Consider the following 23,176-nt stretch of genomic DNA (forward strand, 5'->3'; position numbering starts at 1 on the left):
GATCCCGTTAAATCCCAAGCTCGGCCGGTTGGAGCCTCACGCCGGCTACCTTCCAGGCACCTTCCGTGAGCACCATCCGGTAGTAGGCGTCCCAACGTTTGCCGTCCGGCCCCTGCAAGCGCACCACCTGGATTTCAAAGGCGCCGTGGGGCACGCGCTGGGTAAATTCGATGGCCGTGGCGTTGTGCACCGCCGGATAGGCTTCACGAACCATGTCGACAAACACCTGTGACGAGCCGAATCGACGCTTGATGCCCTCGGACGCGTGGGCCCAGGCCTGCTCCTCGTCGTTGTTCGCAAAGGCTTCGATCTGGCGCAGGATGGTGTCGCGGATGTCTGCGTCCTTGTCGCTGGCCACAGACTGTGGAGACCCGAGAATCGCCAGGCCCACAAAGGCCATAAGAACAGGAATCAGCCACTTTCCGAAAATGATGTGTTGGTGACCCATGATGGCACCTCTCTATTGTTCACCTTTTAAACAATACGGCCGAATCAGGGCTCCGGATTCGAGTTCCGCCAACCAGCTTACTCTCACCGACGACCCTTCTCCGGCCAGATGATCTTCATCAGGGCCCGACGCTTTGGATCCGGGAAGGCAATGGCGTTGTCAGACCTCGCAATTGACAGTACCTCGCCGAGCATACGAAACAGTTCGATGTTGTCGTGAACACAACGGGGAATGGCCTCATCCCTCAGAAAATGCAGGTAGCGATCCAGGTTCTCTTCATCAGGCCTCCAGTGATCGCCAAAGGCGTTCCGGAACAGGGCCCGGGTGGCAATGGCTCGCCATTCGTCGCGATACCCGGTATCAAGCCTTTCCGGATACACGTACAGGTCTTTGATTTCCTGATCAATTTTCACTTCCACATGGTTCGGAGGAAACAGCATCCGCATGGCCAGCAGGTCGTAGCTGTCATTCAACTGCTCGTCCACGGCGGCTTTCACCAAATCAATCCTGCTCATAGTTGCTCGTTTTATGACCTGTAACGGAAAGCGTTTCGTACCCTTCCTTACGACAACAAACCTGCGGGAGACTTCCCATGCACATGGACACCGGCGAACTGAAAAAACACAAGCACGACACGATTTCTCTGTTGGAGATTGTCTCGATGGAAGGGCGTTATTACATGGCGCGGTTCTATCTGGATGATCAGGGCTATGTTTTGACTGACGCCTACGACAAGCCGGTCATGTTCACCGGGGCCTGTGCTGTGCGAGAACATTTCCACGAGTACGAGGTTGAGCGCACCGAGGTGATTCCGCCGACGGGAACCGATGAAATGATCGGCATGCCAGACAGCAGCTCTGAAACCATGCGGGTACCCCTATAGGGCCCGCTTGAGGATCCCTTAGCTGCCAGCGAATGACAGAGAATCCACCAGGTCGGCGCCGTTGAACACCGCCCCGTGAAAATCGCTCTCCGGAACCTGGGTCAGCGTGAACACCAGAGCGCTGGCTGCCTGCTCGGCACTTAGACAATCCCCTGATGCCAGTCGGTTGACCAGCCACTCCGCATGGGGGAGATTCAACATGCCGGCCTTCTCGATGTGGCTTCGAATACCCGGAGTATCCACCAGCCCAGGCTGAAACAGACTGACAACCGGCCCGTCCGACATGGCGTCGAACTCTACCGCCATCTGCCGCACCAAGCGTCGCAGCGCCATTTTGCTGATCCCGTAACTGCCGGTTCCGGGCTGCGCGTGCTTGTCCATACCCGCACCAATCATCACGATTCTTGACGCCGGATCACTCCCCTGCAAGAGCGGCAGCAATGATTGGGTGAGGAGCATGGGCGCGGACACGTTCACGGCCAGGGCTTCCTGAAAATCAATGAGCGCGAGGCTGGCAAAATCCGCAGCCGGCTCACCAACGCCAGCGCAATACACGAACGCTGAGAGATGATCGACGGCATCACTCACCTGTTGCGCCAGATTGCGGGTGCTTGTGGGATCTGCAAGGTCCACTTCAAGGGTCATCACCTCACAGCCGGGCGCCTCAACGCGGAGCTTGGTCGCGACCTCCTCCAGCTTCGACACGGTGCGGCCAGCAAGAATCAGGTCATGGCCCCGAGCGGCAAGTTCCAGGGCCAGAGCCCGCCCAATGCCTGACCCCGCGCCAGTGATCAGTGTCCACATAGTGCTTCTCCCTTTTGCAGATAATTCACGACACCGTTTGTCGCGACGGGCCGTTATGATTTTCGGAGATCAGACGTTTCAGACTGTCCGCATCTGTGGTCACATACGGTAACCTGTGGCAACAGGATTGAACTGCACACCAGACAAGGAAATTCATGGCCGCACTCTCCACCGAGCAACCCGTCAGCATCGAGCCGGGGTTTCACGCGATCCACGCCAACCATCTGGAAGATCTGCGCCGGGCCGTTGTGTACATCTGTCGGCATAACCCGATGCCCCCGCTGCAGAGCGAGACTTTCCTGGTGCAGAGCAACGGCATTGCCCAATGGCTGAAACTGGCATTGGCAGAGAAGCGCACTGACGATGGCGTGGAGGGCGGCCTGGGTATCGCTGCCGGCATGGATTTCCTGTTCCCGGCCCGGTTTATCTGGCAGGCCTACCGGGCGGTGCTCCCGGACGGCGAGGTGCCGGAACAGTCGCCCTTCGACAAGCGGCGGCTGGTGTGGCGCCTGTACCGGTTATTGCCACGCCTGGTGGGGCAGGACGAGGCCTTTACACCGCTGGCCCGGTTTCTGGAAGGCAACGATCCGGACCTGCGCAATTTCCAGCTAGCGGAAAAGGTGGCCGATCTGTTTGACCAGTACCAGGTGTTCCGGGCCGACTGGCTGGCCGCCTGGGAGCAGGGCAAGGACGTGATTATCACCGCCCGGGCCGAGGAAAAGCCTCTGGATGCGGAAACCCGCTGGCAACCCCTGCTCTGGCGCCGACTCGTTGAGGATGTGGGCGCTGAAGCCCATACCAGCCGCTCGCAGATCCATACCCGGTTCATGGAACAAGGTCAGCGTATTCAGGCGCCGGCCAACCCGTCCCGGCTGCCGACCCGAATTGTCGTCTTTGGCGTCTCCTCGCTGCCCCGGCAAGCGCTGGAAGCCCTCTATGTGCTGAGCCGGTTCAGTCAGGTGGTGCTGTGTGTTCATAACCCCTGTCAGTTCTACTGGGCCGACATCATCAGCGACCGGGAGTTGCTCACCGCCGAGCGCAAGCGGGGCAGGACCCATCCGGCACTGTCCGCCATTGAAGATCCGGACCAGCTGCACCAGCACGCCAACCCACTGCTGGCCGCCTGGGGCAAGCAGGGCCGGGACTACATACGGCTGCTGGACGAGTTCGATAACCCGGATGAATACAGGGGCAGCTTCCAGACGCCGGACCGGAAGATCGATATCTTCTCAGACCACGGCAACGATGACGCACCGCGCCTGCTGCACCAGCTGCAGAACGATATCCACAACCTGACCCCCCTGCAGGAAATCCGCGCCCAGCAACGCCGGCTGGATGTGCAGCAGGATCATTCCCTGGTGTTCCACCAGGCCCACAGCCCGCAGCGGGAAGTGGAAATTCTGCACGATCAGCTTCTCGCGGCCTTCAACGTCGATCCCACGCTGCGGCCCCGGGACGTCATCGTTATGGTGCCCGATATCAACGTGTACGCGCCCCACATCCAGGCCGTATTCGGCCGCTACCAGCCGGGCCGGAAACGCCACATTCCCTTCACCATTTCCGACCAGGGCCAGCGCCACCACGAGCCGGTGCTGATTGCCCTGGAAACCCTGATGTCACTGCCCCGCAGCCGTTTTGCGGTGAGTGAGATCATCAGCCTGCTGGAAGTACCGGGCATACGGGACCGTTTCGGAATCAATGAAGACGAGATCCCCCTGGCCCGTCGCTGGGTCGAGGGCGCCAATATCCGCTGGGGTCTGCACGGCCAGCACCGGGAAAGCCTGGACCTGCCCTCCGAGCTGGAGCGCAACACCTGGCAATCCGGGCTGCGCTCAATGCTGCTGGGCTATGGTATGGGCGACGATGAGCCCTGGGCCGGTGTGGAACCCTTCGGCGAGATCGGCGGCCTGCAGGCCAGTCTTGCCGGCCGCCTGAACGACTTCGTGCATCAGCTGGAAACCCTCTGGCAGGCGCTTCAGACCCATCGCACACCGGACGAATGGGAACGCCTGTTCTCAGAGATGCTCGGGCAGTTCTTCCACAAGGTCGAAGGCAGCGACCTGTTGCTGCTGAACCGTTTCCGCCGCCAGTTGGAGCAGTGGCTTGAAGACGCCCTGGCAGCAGGCCTTGAGGACCAGACCCTGCCCCTGAATATCGTCAAGGATATCCTGCTGGAAGGGCTGGATGAAGGCGGCCTGAACCAGCGATTCCTGGCCGGCAAGGTCAACTTCGCCACCCTGATGCCCATGCGGGCCATACCCTTCCGCAAAGTGTGCCTGCTGGGCATGAACGACGGCGACTACCCGCGGTCCCGGCCACCGGTGGATTTCGACCTGATGGCCCAGGATTACCGCCCGGGTGATCGCTCCCGCCGGGAAGACGATCGCTACCTGTTCCTGGAAGCCCTGTTATCCGCCCGGGAGCAGCTTTACATCAGTTGGGTCGGCCGCAGCATCAAGGACGATTCCGAACGACCACCATCAGTCCTGGTCGGCCAGCTGCAGGATCATCTGGACAGTCTCTGGTCCGTGGCAGGGCAACCCGAAACCAAGGTGATCGAGGCACTCACGACCCAACACCCGTTGCAGCCGTTCAGCCGGAGCTATTTCCCGAAAGCCAACGGGCTGGAGGAGGGTGGAGAGGGGGAAAACAGTTCGCCCCGTCCCCTGGCCGAGGTGTTGGAGGCACGCCGGTTGTTCACCTACGAGCGGGAATGGCGCAGTGCCCACGGTGGCGAGTCTGCCGCGCAGACACAGTCGGCACTACCTTACCAGGCGCCCGAAGAGCCCATCAGCCTGAACGATCTGGCGGCTTTCCTAAAAAAGCCCATCGACACCTTTTACCAGCGCAGGCTGCAGGTGCGCTTCGAGGATGTCGAAGACGACGACACCGACAACGAAAATTTCGAACTGGACGGCCTGGACCGCTGGCGCCTGGACAACGAGCTGATCCAGGACGGGCTATTGAAAGCCAGCAGCGAGGAGGAACTGCACGGCCGGTTGCAGGCAACCCTGGACCGCATGGCGCGACGCGGCGACCTGGGTATGGGCGTGACCGAACACCGCCTGCGTTCCGAGCTGGCGGGGCGCTTGCCCGATCTGTTCGAGCGTTACCAGAACGCACTGGCTGACTGGCCGGAAGCGGTTGCTGAACCGCTGCCCTTTGATTACCGGTTTGAAAACGCCCTGGGTTCGGTGGAAATCGCGGATCTGATCGACAACCTGCGCTGCAATGCCCAGGGAGAGCTGTGCCGGCTGGTGGTAGCCAGTTCCAGCCTGCTGAGCGGTTCAGGATCCAGCAAGAAAGTACGCTATGCCAATCTGATGCGGGACTGGCTGATCCATCTGGCAGGCCAGCTCGGCGGTCAACCTTTTGAGACCCTGGTTCTGGGCAAGGAGGAGGGGCGGAAATTCCGCTTTGCTCCATTGGATCCAGAGCAGGCCAGACCGCTGTTCGAAGCGGTGCTCAGCGGGTGGATGGACGCCACCACCCGGGCGCTGCCCATTCACTGCGAGGCCGGCTTTGCCTGGATCACCAGTTTCTACGGCAGCAAAAAGTACGTCGGTGACCATGAACGAGCCATATCAGAGGCGCAGCAGGCCTATACCACTGCTCTGGAGCGGGATGCGGGTTACCTGAGAGGAGCCTTTGAAACACCGGAGCTGCTGATGGCCAGCGGTGAATTCGAAGCCCTGCTGCATCAGCTCTACGTGCCGGTTTGGGAAGCCGAGCAGGACAAATCGGCTGCAGATCAGATCGGAGGCCTGGAATGACCGAGCAGATGACCAACCGGAATCCGAACCTGGATCCCCTGGCACTGGCCCTCAACGGCAGTGCTCTGATCGAGGCCAGTGCCGGCACCGGCAAAACCTTTACCATTGCCATTCTGTACGTGCGCCTGGTGCTTGGCCACGGCCAGTCGCCTGACAGCCCTCTGCAGAACCTGCTGCCTCCCAACCTGCTGGTGGTCACTTTTACCGAGGCCGCCACCAAAGAGCTGCGTGACCGTATCCGCACCCGCCTCACCCAGGCCGCCGAGGTGTTTTCTGACGCGCCCGACGAGCCCAATCCACCCGCGGAAACGGCACTGATCTACCAGCTACGGGATGAAAGCTACCCGGATCCGGCCAGCTGGCCGGAATGCCGAAAGAAGCTGCTATTGGCCGCCGAATGGATGGACGAGGCGGCGGTATCCACCATCCACAGTTTCTGCAACCGCATGCTCAGCGAGCACGCCTTCGACAGCGGCAGCCTGTTCAAACTCACCCTCGAAACCGACCAGAGCGAATTGCTGGACGAGGTCGCCCGGGATTACTGGCGCACCTTCGTCTACCCTCTGCCGCCGGCGCTGATGGACGAGGCCCTGAGCCACTGGAAAACCCCCGGGGACCTGCGCCAGGGTGTTCGCAATCTGATTGACGATCCCCTGAGCCTGGGCCCACCGCCGGACAGCGTTCATCAGGCCATCGATCAGGTGGTCCAGCAGCGTCTGGAACAGTCACAGGCTCTGAAAGCCCACCCTTGGCGCCAGTGGCGCGATGACGTCATCGAGCTGCTGAACGATCTGAACAAGCGCAAGCGACTCCATGGCGCCAGCAAGAATGCCATGATCAAGGTCTGGGATTTGCTGGTTGCCTGGGCGGAATCGGACGACCTTTTACCCGAAAAGATCGATAGCGCCGCGGGCTTCAAGAATCAGACGCCCGAAGGGCTCGACAAGATTCTCAAGGGTGATGATTCTGCCCCCCATCACCCGGCCTTTGATGCCATCGGAGCGCTGCTGGATTTCAGCCAGAACCAGCCCAGCGCCAAATCCGACATCCTGCGCCACGCCAGCCACTGGATTGCCGAGCGGCTGGAATCGGAGAAACAGAAACGCTCGGAGATGGGCTTTGACGACCTGCTCACCCGGCTGGACGATGCCCTGCACGGCCCCCGGGGCGACCAGTTAGCGGCCACCATCCGCCGCCATTTTCCGGTGGCCCTGATCGACGAATTCCAGGACACCGACCCGGTGCAGTACCGTATCTTCGACCGCATCTACGATGTCGCGGACGGCGATTACGATACCTGCCTGCTGATGATCGGCGATCCCAAGCAGGCCATTTACGGTTTCCGGGGTGCCGATATCTACACCTACCTGCAGGCCCGGCAGGGCGTGAAAGAGCGCACCTACACACTGGGTAAAAACTTCCGCTCCGCCAAAACCATGGTGGCGGCGGTTAACCGGGTATTTGAACACAGCGACCAGAACAGCCGTGACGGCGCCTTCCTGTTCGGCAAGGGTGACACCTCACCGCTGCCGTTCCAGGGCGTGGATGCCAACGGCACTAAACGAATCTGGTCGATCAACGGCGAGGTTCAGCCCAGCCTGGTGTTCTGGACCCACGAATCCGGGGAAGAGGACAGGGACGGCAACCCCAAGGGCATTGCCAAGGGCACTGCCACAGCCGATGTGGCAGAAACCTGCGCCAGCGAGATCGCCCGCTTGCTGACCCTGGGCCAGGCCGGGCAGGCGGGTTTTGCCTTGTCGGATAATCCGGAGGATCTGGAGCCGGTCGCCCCGAAAGACATCGCCATACTGGTCAACAACCGCAATGAGGCGAGCGCCGTGCGGGACGCCCTGGGGCGCCGGCGCATCAAGAGTGTGTACCTGTCAGACCGGGATTCAGTGCTGACCTCCCGGGAATCAAAAGAAATGCTGAGCTGGCTACGGGCGTTCGCCGAGCCCCGGCAGCTGGCCTATATCCGCGCAGCCCTGGCCACGCCCACCCTCGGTCAGTCCTGGCATGCCATGAATCAGCTGCTCATCGACGAGCTCGTGCTGGAGCGGGAAATCGAGCGCTTTATCGGTTACCAGCAGCAATGGCAAAGGCAGGGTGTGCTGCCCATGCTGCGAACCTTCCTGATGGATTTCGAGGTGCCGGGCCGGTTACTGCAACGCCCTGACGGCGAGCGGCGGCTGACCGACATTCTGCACATTGCCGAGTTGCTGCAGCAGGACAGCCTGCAACTGGACGGCGAGCATGCCCTGGTGCATCACTACACCCAGATTCTGCGAGCAGCCGACGAGGAAGACGAACACCGTACCCTGCGGCTGGAAAGCGATGCCGGCCTGGTGAAGGTCATCACCGTGCACAAGTCCAAGGGTCTGGAGTACCCGCTGGTGTTCCTACCCTTCGGCACAGCCTTTCGCGCCCAGAGTGAAAAGCAGGCCTTCGTGCGCTATCACGATGACCAGGGCAAGCTGATCACCGTGTTCGATCCGGCGGCGGAGAGCGTTGCCAAAGCCGACCAGGAACGCCTCGGCGAGGATATCCGTAAACTCTACGTGGCTCTGACCCGGGCCCGCTTCGCCACCTGGGTCGGCACAGCGGCCCTCGACAACTGGCAGCAAAGCGGCTTGGGCTACCTGATTGCATGCGACGGGCAGGGCCGTATCAGCGACTGCCTGGATCGTCTGGCACAGGGCAGAGCGGAGATCCGGATAACCCCGTTACCGGATCCAGACGAAAGGCAATACCACGAACCGGCGCCGAAGGCCCTGGGACCGGCCATGATCTCTTCCCGCGAGGCCAAAGAGGACTGGTGGATTGCCAGTTACTCCTCCATCGAATACACCGGCATGACCGGCACCGGCATCACTTTCACCGGTGAGGTGGAAGATGCCCAGACCCAGAACCTGTTGGAGGAAAGCACCCAGGAAGAAGGGGACGAGGCGGTTCAGTTGGCCACTCACGGCAACCAGCACAACTTCCCCAAAGGCGCTGGGCCAGGGACCTTCCTGCACGAACTTCTGGAATGGTGCACACAGCAGGGGTTCCAACGGGTTGTGGATAACCCGGCCCTGCTCCGTGAGCAGTTGACCCGCCGCTGTGGGACTCGCGGCTGGAGTGACTGGGTGGAACCACTGGAGCGTTGGCTGCTGGCGCTGATCAGCAAACCCTTGAACCTCGACCGGGCCGTCACTCAAAGCGTTAGCCTGGCGGGCCTGACAACCCTGCGCCCTGAACTGGAGTTCTGGTTTGAAAGCCGCAACGTCAGTATTCGGAAACTGGATCAGCTGGTAACCGCGCACACGCTGAATGGCGCCGACCGCCCCAGGGTCGAGGAGACAAGATTCAACGGGATGCTCAAGGGATTTATCGATCTGGTGTTCGAACACAACGGGCAGTATTACGTGCTGGACTACAAATCCAATACCCTGGGCGAGGACGACAGCGCCTATACCGACCAGGCGATGGGCAACGCCATTCTGGATAAACGCTACGATCTGCAATACGTGCTCTACCTGCTGGCCCTGCACCGGCTGCTGAAAGCCCGTTTGCCGGATTACGACTACGACCGGCACATGGGCGGCGCGGTTTACCTGTTCCTGCGAGGCGTTGATTCCGGCACAGGTGGCGCCTTCACCGATAAACCGCCCAGAGTCCTGATTGAACAACTGGATGCCCTGTTCGATGGCGAGTCCGTTGGGGAGGTGGCCGCATGAGCCGTTCCCGTTCCCACACCGGAAAGTCCGACCATCAGATTGACCTGTTCGCCGAGGACACCGGTCCGGAAACGTCAACCGTAACGGCAACCGGTGATACCACCTTCGATATCAACGATCTGCTCACCAGCCCGGATAAAACCGAGGTTCTGCTGGTGCACTGGCAGCAGGCGGAGTGGATCCGCCCGCTGGATGTCGGGTTCGCCCGGCTGATCCGGGAGCTGTCGGAAGAGCAGGGCGAACGCCCGGACCCTCTGGTTCTGCTGCTGGCAGCACTGGTGTCGCATCAGGTGGGTCGTGGCCATGTCTGTATTGATCTGGGCAATCTCCTGACCGATGCCCGGCAGACGCTGTCACTGCCACCGGAGGAGTCGGTTCACGAGCCACTCACGGACTCCACCGCCGACAAACCTGACCAGCCCAAGCCCGACGACGTGCTTGCACTTGTAACGCTGCCGGAATGTTTGAGCATACTGGAGAGCGCCTGTGCCGTAAGTGATGGCTCACATACAGCACCACTGGTGCTGAACGGAACCCGGCTCTACCTGCGCAGGTTCTGGCGCTACGAACAACGCATTGCGGAGGGCATCCGGCAACGGCTGGCTCTGCCATCGCCCCTGACAGACCCTGAATCCGGGCCGGCCCGCACCCTGTCTCTTGCGCTGGACACCCTGTTTCAGTCGTCAGAACCGGTGGATTACCAGAAACTGGCCTGTGCCCTGGCGGCTCGAAACCGTTTTACCGTTATCACCGGTGGGCCGGGCACCGGCAAGACCACCACCGTGGTCAACCTGCTGGCGGCGTTGCAGGCGGTCGCCGGGGAATCCCCCGAGCGGGCGGGTCGGAAATACCGGATCCGCCTGGCCGCCCCCACCGGCAAGGCCGCTGCCCGGCTGAACGAATCGATCGGTGGGGCGGTCAGCCGCTTGCCGCTTGCCGAGCTGCCGGGCAACGTGGACCTGAATGATATTCCTACCAGGGTCACGACCCTGCATCGGTTGCTGGGCAGCCGGCCGGATACCCGCAAATTCCGCCATAACCGGGACAATCCTTTGCCGGTGGATATCCTGGTGATCGACGAAGCCTCCATGGTGGATGTCGACCTCATGGCGTCGGTGTTCGATGCCCTGCCCGCCAACGCCCAACTGATCCTGCTGGGCGACAAGGACCAACTGGCCTCCGTGGATGCCGGTGCGGTTCTGGGAGAGCTGTGCCAGCGGGCGCTGCAGGCCCACTACACACCGGAAACGGCGCAGTGGCTGGCCGCCATAACCGGCAGCCAGATAACGGAGTCACTGGTGGACAAAACCGGCCAACCCATGGATCAGGCCGTGGCCATGCTGCGCAGGAGTTACCGGTTCCAGGAGGACAGCGGCATCCGGGCGTTCGCGGAAGCCGTGAACACCAATGCCCTTGATAGCGCCATGTTGCGCCAGATTCGGGAAGCGGAATTCAACGATGTCATCCTGCTTAACGGCCGGTCCGGAAAACCCGATCCGGAAGACACTCTGGACCTGGTGTGTCGACATGCCATCACCGGCTCACCCGAGTCATTCCGAAGTGCTGGGCAGGGTCGGCAAGTGAACGGCCAGCCCCTGCCGCCACCCGTTGGTTATCGCTATTATCTGGAACGATTACAGAATCATGGTCTGAACGCAGACTGCCCCCGGGAAGACTGGGATGCGATGGCGGTGCAGCTCCTTGAAGCCTTCAGTGACTTCCAGGTGCTCTGTGCCCTGCGCAAAGGCCCCTGGGGCGTGGAAGGGCTGAACGACCGGATCGCAAGGCAATTACTGTCTGAAAAGCTGATCCCACGGGCAGAAGGCTGGTACCCGGGCAGGCCGGTGCTGATTACCGGTAACGACTACAACCTGGGCCTGATGAACGGGGATATCGGTATTGCCGTGAGCGTTCCCTGGGACCGGACCGAAACCGGGGAGTCCCGCTATACCCTGCGGGTGGCGTTCCCCAGCAGCGACACGGCTGGCGGTATCCGCTGGATCTCTCCCAGTCGTTTGCAGCAGCTGGAAACCGTGTACGCCATGACGGTGCACAAGTCCCAGGGTTCGGAGTTCAACCACACCTGCCTGGTGCTGCCAGACCGCCTGAGCCCGGTCCTGACCAGGGAGCTGATCTACACCGGGATCACCCGGGCCCGGAACTGGTTCAGCCTTATCGCCGGCAATGTGGACGTTCTCAGAGACGCCGTGGGGCAGCAAGTAATCCGGGCCTCCGGCCTGGCCGAGAGACTCAGGGCGAACTAGTCACTGGCGTCCTTTTCGTCGTCATTGCCCTCTTCGTCCCGGCTGTGCTGCTGCGCCCAGAGATTGGCGTAGTAGCCACCGGCGGCCAACAAGTCGTTGTGACTGCCACCCTCGACAATTCGTCCGGCGTCCATCACCAAGATGGTGTTGGCATCCCGGATGGTCGACAGCCGGTGGGCAATCACCAGGGTGGTCCGCTGCTGGCTGACCTCATTCAAAGCCCCAAGGATTGCCTGCTCCGAGAGTGAATCCAGGGAGGACGTGGCCTCATCCAGGATCAGCAAGGGCGGGTTCTTCAGAATCACCCGGGCAATGGCCACCCGCTGTTTCTCGCCACCGGAGAGCTTGAGGCCACGTTCGCCGACTTTGGTTTCATAACCCTCCGGCAAGCTGTGGATAAAGTCTTCCAGGTGAGCCATTCGAGCCGCCCGGTACACCTCTTCCTCGGTGGCTTCCGGCCGGCCATAGGCCAGGTTCCGGTACAGGGTATCGTTGAAGAGCACCGTATCCTGGGGCACCACACCAATCGCCGATCGCAGGCTGTCCTGGGTCACCTGCCGAATGTCCTGGCCATCGATACGGATGGCGCCCTGATCGACATCGTAAAAACGGAACAGCAGACGAGCCAGGGTGGATTTGCCGGCACCGCTGGCCCCCACCACCGCCACCTTGTGACCGGCCGGGATCGTGAAATTCACATCCCGCAGGATCGGACGGTCAGGGCGGTAGGCAAAGTGGATGTGTTCAAACTGGACTTCGCCTTTATCCACAGCCAGCTCGGTGGCGTCCGGGGCATCTTCAATGGCCGGTTTATCCCCCAGCAGTTTGAACAGCCGCTCGACATTCACCAGGGCCTGCCGGATTTCCCGATAGACAAAACCCAGGGCGTTCAGGGGAATGAACAGCTGGAGCAGGTAGGCGTTGATCATGGTGAAGTCGCCCAGGGTGATCTCACCACTGGCCACCTCCCGGACCGCCATGGCCATAATCACGATCATCGCCAGACCAATAATCAGTGCCTGACCGGAGTTAAGCGCAGCCAGGGACAACCGGTTTTTCAGCCGGGCCTGTTCCCAGTCATCCAGATCAACGTCGTATAACTGCGCCTCATAGCGTTCATTGTTGAAGTATTTGACGGTTTCATAGTTCAGCAGGCTGTCTATCGCCCGCGAGTTCGACTGGTTATCCCGGGCATTGGCCTCACGAACGAACTTGGTTCGCCACTCGGTAATCTTGATGGAGAAGACCACGTAGACCACCACGGCCACCAGGATCGCCAACACGTAACCCACGTTGAACACCACGAACAGGATGCCGGCGACCATCAGAATTTCCAGGAGGGTGGGCACAATGTTGAACAGGGTAAAGCGGAGCAGGAAGCTGATGCCATTGGTACCCCGCTCGATATCCCGGGCCAGGCCACCGGTCTTGCGGTCCAGGTGGAAGGCCAGTTCGCGCTGATGCAGGTGCTCGAACACCCGCAGGGACACCCGCCGCATGGCCCGCTCTGCCACCCTGGCAAAGACCGCATCCCGCAGCTCGTTGAACAGCGTCGCCCCGAAGCGTAGCGCGCCGTAGGCAACCACCAGAACCACCGGAATCCACAGCAGCATGTCGGCCCCGCGGTTCTGGTCCAGGTAATCGACGATGTATTTCAGGGCGATGGGCGTGGCGACGGTGGCCAGCTTGGCCAGCACCAGCAAAGCCAGGGATAAGGCCACCCGGCCGCGGAATTCGGCGAGATAGGGCCAGAGGCCTGAAATGATTTTCCAGTCCGGTTTATGATCTGCCGGGTAATCGTTGTCGGCGTATGCGCGCACTGGGAATATCCTTTAACAATGTTGTCGGATTACGCTGGGCTAATCCGACCTACGAGTTAACTCCAAATTCTCGGAGCTCGCGTGGGTGGAGGGTCCTTCCGAGACCGTCAAAAGCCATGGATGGCTTTTGACGAGCGTACAGGGACGTATTTACAGCGTGTCTCGGAAGGACCCTCCACCCATGTGGGCTCTTCCCGGAGTTATGATAGGTCTTGTATCCAGTACAAACCGTATTTTTGACGGAGTCTACAGCACCCCGTATCCAGGAGGCACATCATTAACACTCGTCACCGCAAGGCCCTGAAACTGGTCATCGACTTTATCAGCCCTTATCGCCGGGCCGTCGCAGGTGCCCTGGTGGCGCTGATTTTAACGGCCGGTATTACGCTCGGGTTAGGGCAGGGTTTACGTATTCTTGTCGATCAGGGATTAGCCACCGAGTCGCCGGAGAATCTGGCCAGAGCCATCGGGCTGTTTTTCATACTGGTATTAGGTCTGGCCTTTGGGTCGTTTGCCCGCTTCTATCTGGTGTCCTGGATCGGCGAACGAGTAGTGGCGGATATTCGCAAGAAGGTGTTCAACCACCTGATTGATCTGCATCCCGGCTTTTTCGAGCAGAACCGGGCCCTGGAAATCCAGTCACGGTTTACTGCCGATACCACCGTGCTGCAGTCGGTGATTGGCTCCACCGTATCCATTGCCCTGCGCAACGCCCTGATGCTGGTCGGCGGGTTGCTGCTGTTGTTCATTACCAACGCCAAGCTGGCCAGTATTATTCTGCTGGGCTTTCCGCTGGTGATTGCCCCCATCCTTTTTTTTGGCCGGCGGGTACGGGCGCTGTCCCGGCTCAGCCAGGACCGGGTGGCCGATGTCGGCAGTTATGTAGGTGAGAACCTTACCCAGATCAAGACGGTTCAGGCCTTTAACCATCAGCCCCACGACCGTCGGTATTTTTCCGAGGTATCGGAACGGGCCTTCGACATAGCCCGGCAGCGTATCCGTCAGCGGGCCTGGCTGACCACGCTGGCTATTTCCCTGGTGATGGGCGCCGTCGGGATTGTTATCTGGATAGGGGGGCTGGATGTGATTAACGGCCGGATCAGCCCCGGCGAGCTGGCGGCCTTCGTGTTTTACAGCCTGCTGGTAGGCGTAGCTGCCGGTGCCATCAGCGAGGTGATTGGCGAGTTGCAAAGGGCCGCCGGGTCGGCGGCACGGTTGTTCGAGCTGCTGCAAACCGAGCCGGCGTTTGAGCGTAAAGAGACCACCCGAAGCCTTCCGGAGCCCGTTCAGGGTGAGATCCGGATTGACCACCTGAGCTTCAGTTACCCGGGACGTCTGGAAACTCCAGCGCTGACAGATCTCACGCTGACGGTAAACGCTGGCGAGACCCTGGCCCTGGTGGGCCCGTCCGGGGCCGGCAAATCCACCCTGTTTGATCTGCTGCTGCACTTCTACCAGCCAACGGAGGGCAGCATTCTCATTGATGGCATGGACACCGCCGAGCTGTCTCTCGATGCCCTGCGCCGGTGTTTTTCCCTGGTGCCCCAGAATCCCGCCCTGTTCCATGGCACGGTGGCCGACAACATCCGCTACGCCCGGCCTGATGCCAGCCAACAGGACGTGGAGCAGGCCGCGAAGATCGCCCATGCCCATGATTTCATCCAGAGCCTGCCAAAGGGCTACGAGACGCCGCTCGGGGATGCTGGCCTGGGCCTGTCCGGTGGCCAGAAGCAGCGTCTTGCCATCGCCCGCGCCCTGCTGGCCGATGCCCCGATCCTGTTACTGGATGAAGCTACCAGTGCACTGGATGCGGAAAGTGAAAACCTGATCCAGCAGGCTATGCCGGCGCTCACCGCCGGGAGAACCACCCTGGTGATCGCCCATCGACTGGCCACGGTCCGGGACGCTGACCGTATTGCGGTATTGGACCAGGGACGCCTGCTGGCAGTAGGCAGTCACGAGGAGTTAATGCGCCAAAACGCCCTCTATCAGCGCCTCGCAAAACTGCAGTTTAGGGACGATGCCGCCTGAGGGAGACAATAGTCGGTTTGTTTCCTGTGACCGTACTACTTACACTGGTAGGTGAAACTTTCGAACCTGAACCCAGGGAGAATGGCAAAGTGAGCAATAAAGAATTGCAGGCACTCAAAGAACGCTACGTTGCGGCGGGCGCGGCAAGTCCCAACGAACAGTTTGCCGACCATGCAACGAATGCGGAACTGTGGGATGCAGACGGCAAGCGCATGATCGATTTTGCCGGTGGCATCGGCGTACTGAACATCGGCCATCGCCACCCGAAGGTGGTGGAAGCGGTAAAGGCACAGCTGGACAAGTTGATGCATACCTGCCAGACGGTTATGCCCTATGAGGGCTACGTTAAACTGGCAGAGAAACTCAGTGGCGTGGTACCGGTACGTGGCCATGCCAAGGTGATGTTGGCCAACTCCGGTGCCGAGGCCCTGGAAAACGCCATGAAGATTGCCCGTGCGGCGACCGGCAAGACCAACGTGATCTGCTTTGACGGCGGTTATCACGGTCGTACCTTCTACACCATGGCGATGAACGGCAAGGCAGCGCCCTACCAGACCGACTTCGGGCCGATGCCAGGAACTGTCTATCGCGCGCCATATCCGGTGCCGTATCACGGCGTCAGCGAAGACGAGGCACTTCGTGGTTTGAAGATGACCATGAAAGCGGACTCGCCGGCCAACAATACGGCCGCCATCGTGATTGAGCCAGTGCTGGGTGAGGGTGGTTTTTACGCAGCGCCAACCAGCTTCCTGAAGGAAATCCGAAAAATCTGCGATGAAAACAACATCCTGATGATTGTGGACGAAGTTCAGAGCGGCTTTGGCCGGACCGGCAAGATGTTTGCCATCGAGCACAGTGGTGTCGAGCCGGACATGATGACCATGGCGAAGAGTATGGCTGACGGTATGCCCATCTCCGCAATTGTCGGTACAGACAAGCACATGGATGCCTCCGGTCCGAACTCCCTGGGCGGCACCTACACGGGTAGCCCGACGGCCTGTGCCGCAGCCCTCGCCGTGTTCGACGTGTTCAAGGAAGAGGACATTCTTGGTAAGGCCCAGGCGCTGGGTGAGAAGCTGAAGCAGCGCTTCAGCCAGTGGCAGGAACAGTTTGCCCATGTCGATAATGTGCGCAATCTCGGCCCCATGGCAGCCTTCGAGCTGGTGGAAAGCAAGGATAGCCATACACCCAAGCCAGAACTGGCGGCTGCGGTGACCAAGAAGGCGAAGGAGAAGGGTCTGATTCTTCTGAGCTGTGGCATGTATGGCAACACATTGCGCTTCCTGATGCCGGTAACCATCGAAGACGATGTACTGGAAGAAGGCCTGGCCATTGTGGAAGAGAGCCTCAAGGAAGTGGGTGCCTGATCGGCGCTGACGTTCACGAGGAGTTAGAGAAGCCGGGCATAAGCCCGGCTTTTTTATGCCCGTTTGGAAGGCGTCTATTCAGCTAGCCAGACCACCGCTTCAGTGTACGGGGACGGCGGTTACGTCCGCACTCGGATTCATCGTATACTGCCCAGACTACTCCGGCAGTGCCTTCCGGCCTGCGCCAGTTCCACCAATCAGGCTAGATCATGACGTCTCCGAGCTCTGCCAACGTTCCGGACCACAAGCCAAGACCCTGGGTCGACTTGCTGGTCAGCATTATCATTCCATCCGTTATCCTGATGAAGTTCAGTGGCGAAGAACATCTGGGCAGCGTGAACGCGCTGCTCATCGGCCTGGCGTTTCCACTGGGCTGGGGTTTATTCGAACTGATCAGGTATCGCAAGAAAAACTTCATTGCGGTACTCGGTCTGGTCAGTGTCGGACTGACCGGCGGCATTGGCCTGCTTGAGTTGGATGCGGGATGGTTGGCCATCAAGGAAGCTGCGATTCCGGCGATCATTGGTTTGGCGGTACTGGCTTCCACAAGGACGAAATATCCCCTGGTACGCACCCTCCTGTATAACCCGTCAGTTCTGGATGTGGACAAGATCCACAAGACCCTCGAGGAGCAAAACCGGGTGGGGGAGTTCGAGGCCCGCCTGCTCAAGGCCAGTTACTTCTTTGCGGGCACCTTCCTGTTTTCCTCGATCATGAACTACGTCATAGCCAAATGGATCGTGGTCAGCCCGTCTGGTACGGAGGCATTCAATGAGGAGCTCGGCCGGATGACACTGGTGAGCTATCCGATGATCGCCATTCCTTCCATGATCATGATGATGCTGATTTTCTATTATCTGTGGCGGACCATTCGACGGCTGACTGGCTACACGCTGGAAGAGGTGATGGCGCCTCATCTGGCTGAGAAAGAGAAGGAACGAAACAAATCCTCGGAATCGACCACAGGGAAATAACAGTCCCCTGGATTTTCCGTTAAGGCCCGACACAAAAAAGCGGCGGAGGTTTAAAGCCTCCGCCGCTTTTTTATTGCGCCTGAACGTTATTGATCAGATATCAAGATTGGTCACTTCCAGTGCATTGGTCTGGATAAAGTTGCGACGCGGCTCTACGTCGTCGCCCATCAGAGTTGTGAAGATCTGGTCGGCCGCAATGGCGTCTTCGATGGTCACTTTCATCATCCGACGGGTCTCCGGATCCATGGTAGTTTCCCACAACTGTTCCGGGTTCATCTCGCCCAGTCCCTTGTAGCGCTGAATGTTCAAACCTCGCTGAGCCTCTTTCATCAGCCAGTCCAGAGCGCCCTCAAAAGAAAGAACCGCCTGTTTGCGCTCACCCCGTTGGATATAAGCGCCTTCTTCAATGAGACCATCCAGGGTCTCACCCATACGAGCGATCGCTGCGTACGAGGATGATTCGAAGAAATCATGGCTGAAGACGTGGTCGTAGGGGATCCCGTGAACGTAGATGGTCACTTTCGGGAGGTACAGGCCCCGTTCGGTATCCTTGGTTACCGAGAAGGTGTACTTGGTCCCGGTACGGGTATCGAGGTCCAGGCCGTCACCCAGGCGAGCGACCCAGCGGGCCACTTCCGCTTCCTCTTTCAGGTGCTCGGGCTTGAGCGTGACGTTCTGAAGCATCTGTTCCAGAACCTTGGCCGGGTAGGCACGGGACAGGCGGCCAATCATGTTCATAACAGCCTGGTAGTCCTTGACCATGGTTTCCAGCGCAGAATCCTTGATCGCCGGAGCCTCCGGGTTCACATAGAGCTGGGCGCCTTCCAGAGCGGTCTGTGTAAGGTAGGCTTCCTTGGCTTTCTCATCCTTCAGGTACTGCTCCTGTTTGCCACGCTTCACCTTGTAAAGCGGCGGCATGGCGATAAAGACGTGGCCTCGCTCGATGATTTCGCGCATCTGACGGAACAGGAAGGTCAGCAGCAGGGTCCGGATGTGGGAACCGTCCACGTCCGCGTCGGTCATGATAATGATCGAATGGTAACGCAGTTTGTCGGGATTGAATTCTTCCCGGCCGATGCCACAACCCAGAGCCGTGATCAGGGTGCCCACTTCCGCAGAGGAAAGCATCTTGTCAAAGCGGGCTTTTTCTACGTTCAGGATTTTACCCTTCAACGGGAGGATCGCCTGGGTCTTGCGGTCACGGCCCTGTTTGGCACTGCCGCCGGCCGAGTCACCCTCCACAATGTACAATTCGGAAAGGGCAGGATCTTTCTCCTGGCAGTCCGCCAGTTTTCCGGGCAGGCCGGCAATGTCCAGGGCTCCTTTTCGACGGGTCATATCCCGTGCCTTGCGAGCGGCTTCACGGGCCCGGGCGGCCTCGATCATCTTGTTGACGATGAGCTTGGCTTCGTTGGGCTGTTCCTGCAGGTATTCCGCAAAACTCTGGTACAGCTCCTGCTCGACCGCGGTTTTTACCTCGGAGGACACCAGCTTGTCTTTGGTCTGGGAGGAGAACTTCGGGTCCGGAACTTTCACGCTAATGATGGCAGTGAGGCCTTCCCGGGCATCGTCACCGGAAGTCGCAACCTTGGCCTTCTTACCCAGACCTTCATGCTCAATGTAGTTGTTGAGGGAACGGGTGAGAGCCGCCCGAAAACCGGCCAGATGGGTACCACCATCCCGCTGGGGGATGTTGTTGGTGAAGCAGTAAAGGTTTTCCTGGAAGGCGTCATTCCATTGCATGGACACTTCCACGGCAATACCGTCTTCCCGCTCTCGGTTGAAGTGAAATACCCGGTTAATCGGAGTCTTGTTAGCGTTCAGATGCTCAACAAATGCCCGCAGACCACCTTCATATTCAAAGACTTCTTCCTTGCCCGAACGTTCATCGGTCAGACGGATGCGGACGCCACTGTTCAGGAACGCCAGTTCACGAAGGCGCTTGGCAAGAATGTCGTAGTGGAACTCAATGTGAGTGAAGGTTTCCGGCGACGGAATGAAGTGCACCTTGGTGCCCGATGCGTCGGTTTCGCCAACAGCCGCCAGAGGCGCATTGGGAACACCGTGGGTGTAGGTCTGCTCGTACACCTTGTTTTCACGACGGATCGTCAGGGTGAGGGTAGAGGACAGTGCGTTGACCACGGATACACCCACACCGTGAAGGCCACCAGACACCTTGTAGGAGTTGTCATCGAACTTACCACCGGCGTGCAGCACGGTCATGATAACTTCGGCTGCAGAAACCCCTTCCTCTTCGTGCAGATCCACCGGGATACCACGGCCGTTATCTTTAACAGTCACCGATTCGTCCGGGTGGATAACCACGCCAATCTCTGAGCAATAGCCCGCAAGCGCTTCGTCGATGGAGTTATCCACCAATTCAAAGACCATGTGGTGCAGGCCGGTGCCATCATCGGTATCCCCGATGTACATACCTGGCCGCTTTCGCACCGCATCGAGTCCTTTCAAGACCTTGATACTGGAGGAATTGTAGTTCGATTCACTCATTCGGAAACTCCTGAAGCGTGATAGCCCGGGCAGTATTTCGCTCTTCGCACCGGTCTTATTCTTCCGTCAATTTGCCATGTTCCACGTGGAACAATCTGTAATCTGGTGCCTTACCGCCTGGCCAGAGCTGCTCCACGAGGGGACGCACTATAGACGTAATGAACACCTGACAACGTAATGCCTGTAACCTGCTAGCCAGCATGGCTCGATGGCCCTCATCCAGCTCGGCGTTGATATCGTCAAGCAAAAAGGTCACCTGCTTGCCCATCTCACTCAGAACCATGCCTTGGGCAATCTTCATCAAAATCACCAGGGTTTTCTGCTGGCCCCGGGAGAAGGTTTCAGCAACAGGCCTGCCCTGAAACTTCAACCGGATGTCGGCTCGGTTCGGACCATAAAGCGTATGTCCAACCTTTCGCTCCTGCTCCCGATGATCTGCAAGCAACTCCACTAGTGGGCGGCTAACATCCCAGCCCGGGTAGTACTCAAGCTTCAGACCTTCGGTCCAGGGTACTTCCACTTCCCGAACCAGCTTTTCAAAAGCCGCCTTAAACCGGCTAAACGTGCCAGCGCGAGCATCGGTAATCCGCTCACTCAGCGTGGTGTACTGGTTATCCCAGACCCGCATTAAAGCTTCGTCTAGTCTACCATTTCTCAGCGTTTGATTCCGCTGTGATGTGACTCGTTGGCATTGTTGCCATAACGATCCGAAAGAAGGTTCCACGTGGAACACCAACCAGTCGAGAAACTGTCGCCGCTTTCCTGGTCCTCCGGCGACTACATCAAACACTCCCGGATCGATTACCGATACTGGCAGGTGCTTGGCGAGACCAGACAGGCTCCGCACTGCTTCCCCATCCACTCGTAAAACCGTTTCCTTCTGCCCAACATCCCGAGATATTCCGAGCCGGTGAACGAGTTCGGAATTATTGGTGCGCTCACTCTCCTCCAAACCGTGATCCAACCCGCCAAAGACCGTAAGTCGTTGTTGACCGTGACTCACCACCGCCTGATGTCGGTTCACCCGAAACGAACGACCCAACCCCAGGTAACCTATGGCTTCCAGGACACTGGTTTTGCCGCTGCCGTTTTCTCCGTACAACAGATTGAAGGAAGGCGAAAAGCTCACAGGCGCGGAAGACAGATTTCGAAAATTTTCAGTCTGGAATTTTACAAGCGCCATAGAAAAGCAAACTCGAAGGGGCAGAGGGGAGAAAACCGAATGAAACCCGTCAAACGAAAAAGGCGGCGTTACCTCCCTTCAGTAACGCCGCCCTAGTGTACAAAAGCCAATCGCTCAAGGCGACAGCCTCAGTGGAGCATGTTCAGCCGTTCGTCCATAAACACATCCATCTCCGGCGCGAGGATATGAACGTACCGGTCGAAGTACAGGAACTGCTTCAGCAGCAGGGCAAATTCCCTCGGAAAATGCAGCCCGTGGCTTTCCCCGATCTTAACCATATCCATCAGGATATGATTTACATCGTCCTCTGCCTGATCCGCCTCATAAGGCACCTCATCCGGCACCATCCTGTCCATTTGCTGATACAGCCTTCTGAGATCAGCAGCGAGATCATCCACCCGGACCGTCTGGTGGGTAATGCCGATACGAATCATGGCGTCGGCCATCCCTTCGAAATTGCCAACCATTACCGCCGAAATAAAATCACTGACTGCCTGCCAGGTATCCGGCTTGATCCGGCCAACAATGCCGAAATCGATAAAACCGACCCGGCCATCCTTCAACACCATCAGGTTTCCGGCGTGAACGTCGGCATGGAAGAACTCGCACTGGGTGAGACTGGCAAACCAGGTGTTCATCGCGGTGATCAGGGTCCGCTCCGGATCACGGGCGTAACCGCGAATGCTTTCCAGATCCGTCAGCGAAACCCCATGAAAGCGCTCCATTGTCAGAATGCGGCGAGTGCTGCAATGCTCGAATACCCTCGGCACTGCCGCGTCTTCATTATGGGTGTCGTGCAGGAAATCCCGGAATACCTTAAGATTGTTGGCTTCCTTGATGAAGTCGCACTCTTCCATCATGGTCCGCTGGATTTCCTCGACGATACCGGACATAGAGGTCCAGGACAGTTTTGGCGCCAGGGTTTCAATAATGCGGGCTGAAACATACAGAAAGTTCAGATCCGTCAGCAGGATGTTCTCGACTCCCGGCTTCTGCACCTTAATGACCACATCTTCACCGGATAGCAACCTGGCGGCGTGAACCTGGGCAATCGAAGCCGATGCCAACGCAACCGGATCGATTTCCGCATAGACCTCATCCAGCGGCCGACCCAATTCCTCCCGAATAATCTTCTTGATCACGCCAAAGGGCAGGTTAGGCGTTCTATCCAGGCAGTGCTGGAACTCCTCCACATACTCCTTCGGGAAAAACGTAGGGGAACTGGCAATAAACTGTCCCAGCTTGATGTAGGTCGCACCAAGGGATTCAAACGTCTGCCTCAGCAGCCTCGGCGTGGGAGGACGCTCCCCTCTCAGCCAATTGATCCCGGTGCGCCCGAGTACCGACACAGTCTGGCCAATCCTGAACACGCCTTTGATTCCATTCGTTACGGTACTCATCA

The 23,176-nt window shown here is 59.1% G+C and carries 14 protein-coding genes; 7 read left to right on the plus strand and 7 right to left on the minus strand.

Annotated elements, in window-relative coordinates; genetic code table 11:
* Positions 1-7: 7 nt before the first annotated feature.
* On the minus strand, positions 8-448 hold the full coding sequence (locus ACWJ62_RS08260; RefSeq protein WP_449285749.1) for a DUF4864 domain-containing protein: 441 nt from the start codon (positions 446-448) through the stop codon (positions 8-10).
* 83 nt (positions 449-531) lie between these two features.
* Complete coding sequence (locus ACWJ62_RS08265; protein ID WP_449285750.1) at positions 532-963, minus strand: hypothetical protein; 432 nt, start codon at positions 961-963, stop codon at positions 532-534.
* Positions 964-1,040: 77 nt separating this feature from the next.
* Between ACWJ62_RS08265 and ACWJ62_RS08270 the strand changes: the two genes are divergently transcribed.
* Positions 1,041-1,331, plus strand: a complete 291-nt coding sequence (locus ACWJ62_RS08270; RefSeq protein WP_449285751.1) for a DUF6482 family protein — start codon at positions 1,041-1,043, stop codon at positions 1,329-1,331.
* A gap of 18 nt (positions 1,332-1,349) precedes the next feature.
* Here ACWJ62_RS08270 and ACWJ62_RS08275 read toward each other — a convergent pair whose 3' ends face one another.
* The gene (locus tag ACWJ62_RS08275; protein WP_449285752.1) at positions 1,350-2,135 is read right to left on the minus strand and encodes an SDR family NAD(P)-dependent oxidoreductase; all 786 of its coding nucleotides are present in this window, start codon (positions 2,133-2,135) and stop codon (positions 1,350-1,352) included.
* A 155-nt stretch (positions 2,136-2,290) separates the two neighbouring features.
* On the opposite strand from ACWJ62_RS08275, the gene recC reads away from it, so the two are divergent.
* Genes recC through recD form a run of 3 tightly spaced genes read left to right on the plus strand, consistent with a single transcriptional unit; the run spans position 2,291 to position 11,891 of the window.
* Positions 2,291-5,908 carry an exodeoxyribonuclease V subunit gamma gene (recC, locus tag ACWJ62_RS08280; RefSeq protein WP_449285753.1) on the plus strand — a complete coding sequence of 1,206 codons (3,618 nt, stop codon included), beginning with the start codon at positions 2,291-2,293 and terminating at the stop codon, positions 5,906-5,908.
* Positions 5,905-9,627, plus strand: coding sequence for an exodeoxyribonuclease V subunit beta (recB, locus tag ACWJ62_RS08285; protein ID WP_449285754.1), 3,723 nt, complete (start codon positions 5,905-5,907; stop codon positions 9,625-9,627). Before recC ends, recB begins: the two co-directional genes overlap by 4 nt.
* Positions 9,624-11,891: an exodeoxyribonuclease V subunit alpha gene (recD, locus tag ACWJ62_RS08290; RefSeq protein WP_449285755.1), complete on the plus strand. Its 2,268-nt coding sequence runs from the start codon at positions 9,624-9,626 to the stop codon at positions 11,889-11,891. Before recB ends, recD begins: the two co-directional genes overlap by 4 nt.
* Here recD and ACWJ62_RS08295 read toward each other — a convergent pair.
* Positions 11,888-13,711: an ABCB family ABC transporter ATP-binding protein/permease gene (locus tag ACWJ62_RS08295; protein WP_449285756.1), complete on the minus strand. Its 1,824-nt coding sequence runs from the start codon at positions 13,709-13,711 to the stop codon at positions 11,888-11,890. The two genes, recD and ACWJ62_RS08295, sit on opposite strands and share 4 nt — an antisense overlap.
* A gap of 300 nt (positions 13,712-14,011) precedes the next feature.
* On the opposite strand from ACWJ62_RS08295, the gene ACWJ62_RS08300 reads away from it, so the two are divergent.
* From ACWJ62_RS08300 to ACWJ62_RS08310, 3 genes are all read left to right on the plus strand, one after another.
* Positions 14,012-15,742 (plus strand): ABC transporter transmembrane domain-containing protein, encoded by a 1,731-nt coding sequence (locus tag ACWJ62_RS08300; protein ID WP_449286161.1) that lies wholly within the window; start codon positions 14,012-14,014, stop codon positions 15,740-15,742.
* 89 nt (positions 15,743-15,831) lie between these two features.
* Positions 15,832-17,109 (plus strand): 4-aminobutyrate--2-oxoglutarate transaminase, encoded by a 1,278-nt coding sequence (gene gabT / locus ACWJ62_RS08305; RefSeq protein ID WP_148608442.1) that lies wholly within the window; start codon positions 15,832-15,834, stop codon positions 17,107-17,109.
* Between the two features lie 209 nt (positions 17,110-17,318).
* The gene (locus ACWJ62_RS08310; RefSeq protein ID WP_449285757.1) at positions 17,319-18,083 is read left to right on the plus strand and encodes a VC0807 family protein; all 765 of its coding nucleotides are present in this window, start codon (positions 17,319-17,321) and stop codon (positions 18,081-18,083) included.
* A 93-nt stretch (positions 18,084-18,176) separates the two neighbouring features.
* Here ACWJ62_RS08310 and gyrB read toward each other — a convergent pair whose 3' ends face one another.
* From gyrB to ACWJ62_RS08325, 3 genes are all read right to left on the minus strand, one after another.
* Complete coding sequence (gene gyrB / locus ACWJ62_RS08315) at positions 18,177-20,591, minus strand: DNA topoisomerase (ATP-hydrolyzing) subunit B (protein WP_449285758.1); 2,415 nt, start codon at positions 20,589-20,591, stop codon at positions 18,177-18,179.
* 55 nt (positions 20,592-20,646) lie between these two features.
* Positions 20,647-21,774: a DNA replication/repair protein RecF gene (gene recF / locus ACWJ62_RS08320; RefSeq protein WP_449285759.1), complete on the minus strand. Its 1,128-nt coding sequence runs from the start codon at positions 21,772-21,774 to the stop codon at positions 20,647-20,649.
* Between the two features lie 128 nt (positions 21,775-21,902).
* Positions 21,903-23,174 (minus strand): ABC1 kinase family protein, encoded by a 1,272-nt coding sequence (locus ACWJ62_RS08325; protein ID WP_449285760.1) that lies wholly within the window; start codon positions 23,172-23,174, stop codon positions 21,903-21,905.
* Positions 23,175-23,176 lie beyond the last annotated feature (2 nt).

Source organism: Marinobacter sp. PE14 (assembly GCF_053566155.1).

Excerpts from the sequence above, each read along its gene's own strand:
- ACWJ62_RS08325 (WP_449285760.1), bottom strand. The coding sequence starts at position 23,174 with ATGAGTACCGTAACGAATGGAATCAAAGGCGTGTTCAGGATTGGCCAG.
- recB (WP_449285754.1), top strand. The coding sequence starts at position 5,905 with ATGACCGAGCAGATGACCAACCGGAATCCGAACCTGGATCCCCTGGCA.
- ACWJ62_RS08265 (WP_449285750.1), bottom strand. The coding sequence starts at position 963 with ATGAGCAGGATTGATTTGGTGAAAGCCGCCGTGGACGAGCAGTTGAAT.
- ACWJ62_RS08310 (WP_449285757.1), top strand. The coding sequence starts at position 17,319 with ATGACGTCTCCGAGCTCTGCCAACGTTCCGGACCACAAGCCAAGACCC.
- ACWJ62_RS08275 (WP_449285752.1), bottom strand. The coding sequence starts at position 2,135 with ATGTGGACACTGATCACTGGCGCGGGGTCAGGCATTGGGCGGGCTCTG.
- recF (WP_449285759.1), bottom strand. The coding sequence starts at position 21,774 with ATGGCGCTTGTAAAATTCCAGACTGAAAATTTTCGAAATCTGTCTTCC.
- ACWJ62_RS08270 (WP_449285751.1), top strand. The coding sequence starts at position 1,041 with ATGCACATGGACACCGGCGAACTGAAAAAACACAAGCACGACACGATT.
- recD (WP_449285755.1), top strand. The coding sequence starts at position 9,624 with ATGAGCCGTTCCCGTTCCCACACCGGAAAGTCCGACCATCAGATTGAC.
- gyrB (WP_449285758.1), bottom strand. The coding sequence starts at position 20,591 with ATGAGTGAATCGAACTACAATTCCTCCAGTATCAAGGTCTTGAAAGGA.
- recC (WP_449285753.1), top strand. The coding sequence starts at position 2,291 with ATGGCCGCACTCTCCACCGAGCAACCCGTCAGCATCGAGCCGGGGTTT.
- ACWJ62_RS08260 (WP_449285749.1), bottom strand. The coding sequence starts at position 448 with ATGGGTCACCAACACATCATTTTCGGAAAGTGGCTGATTCCTGTTCTT.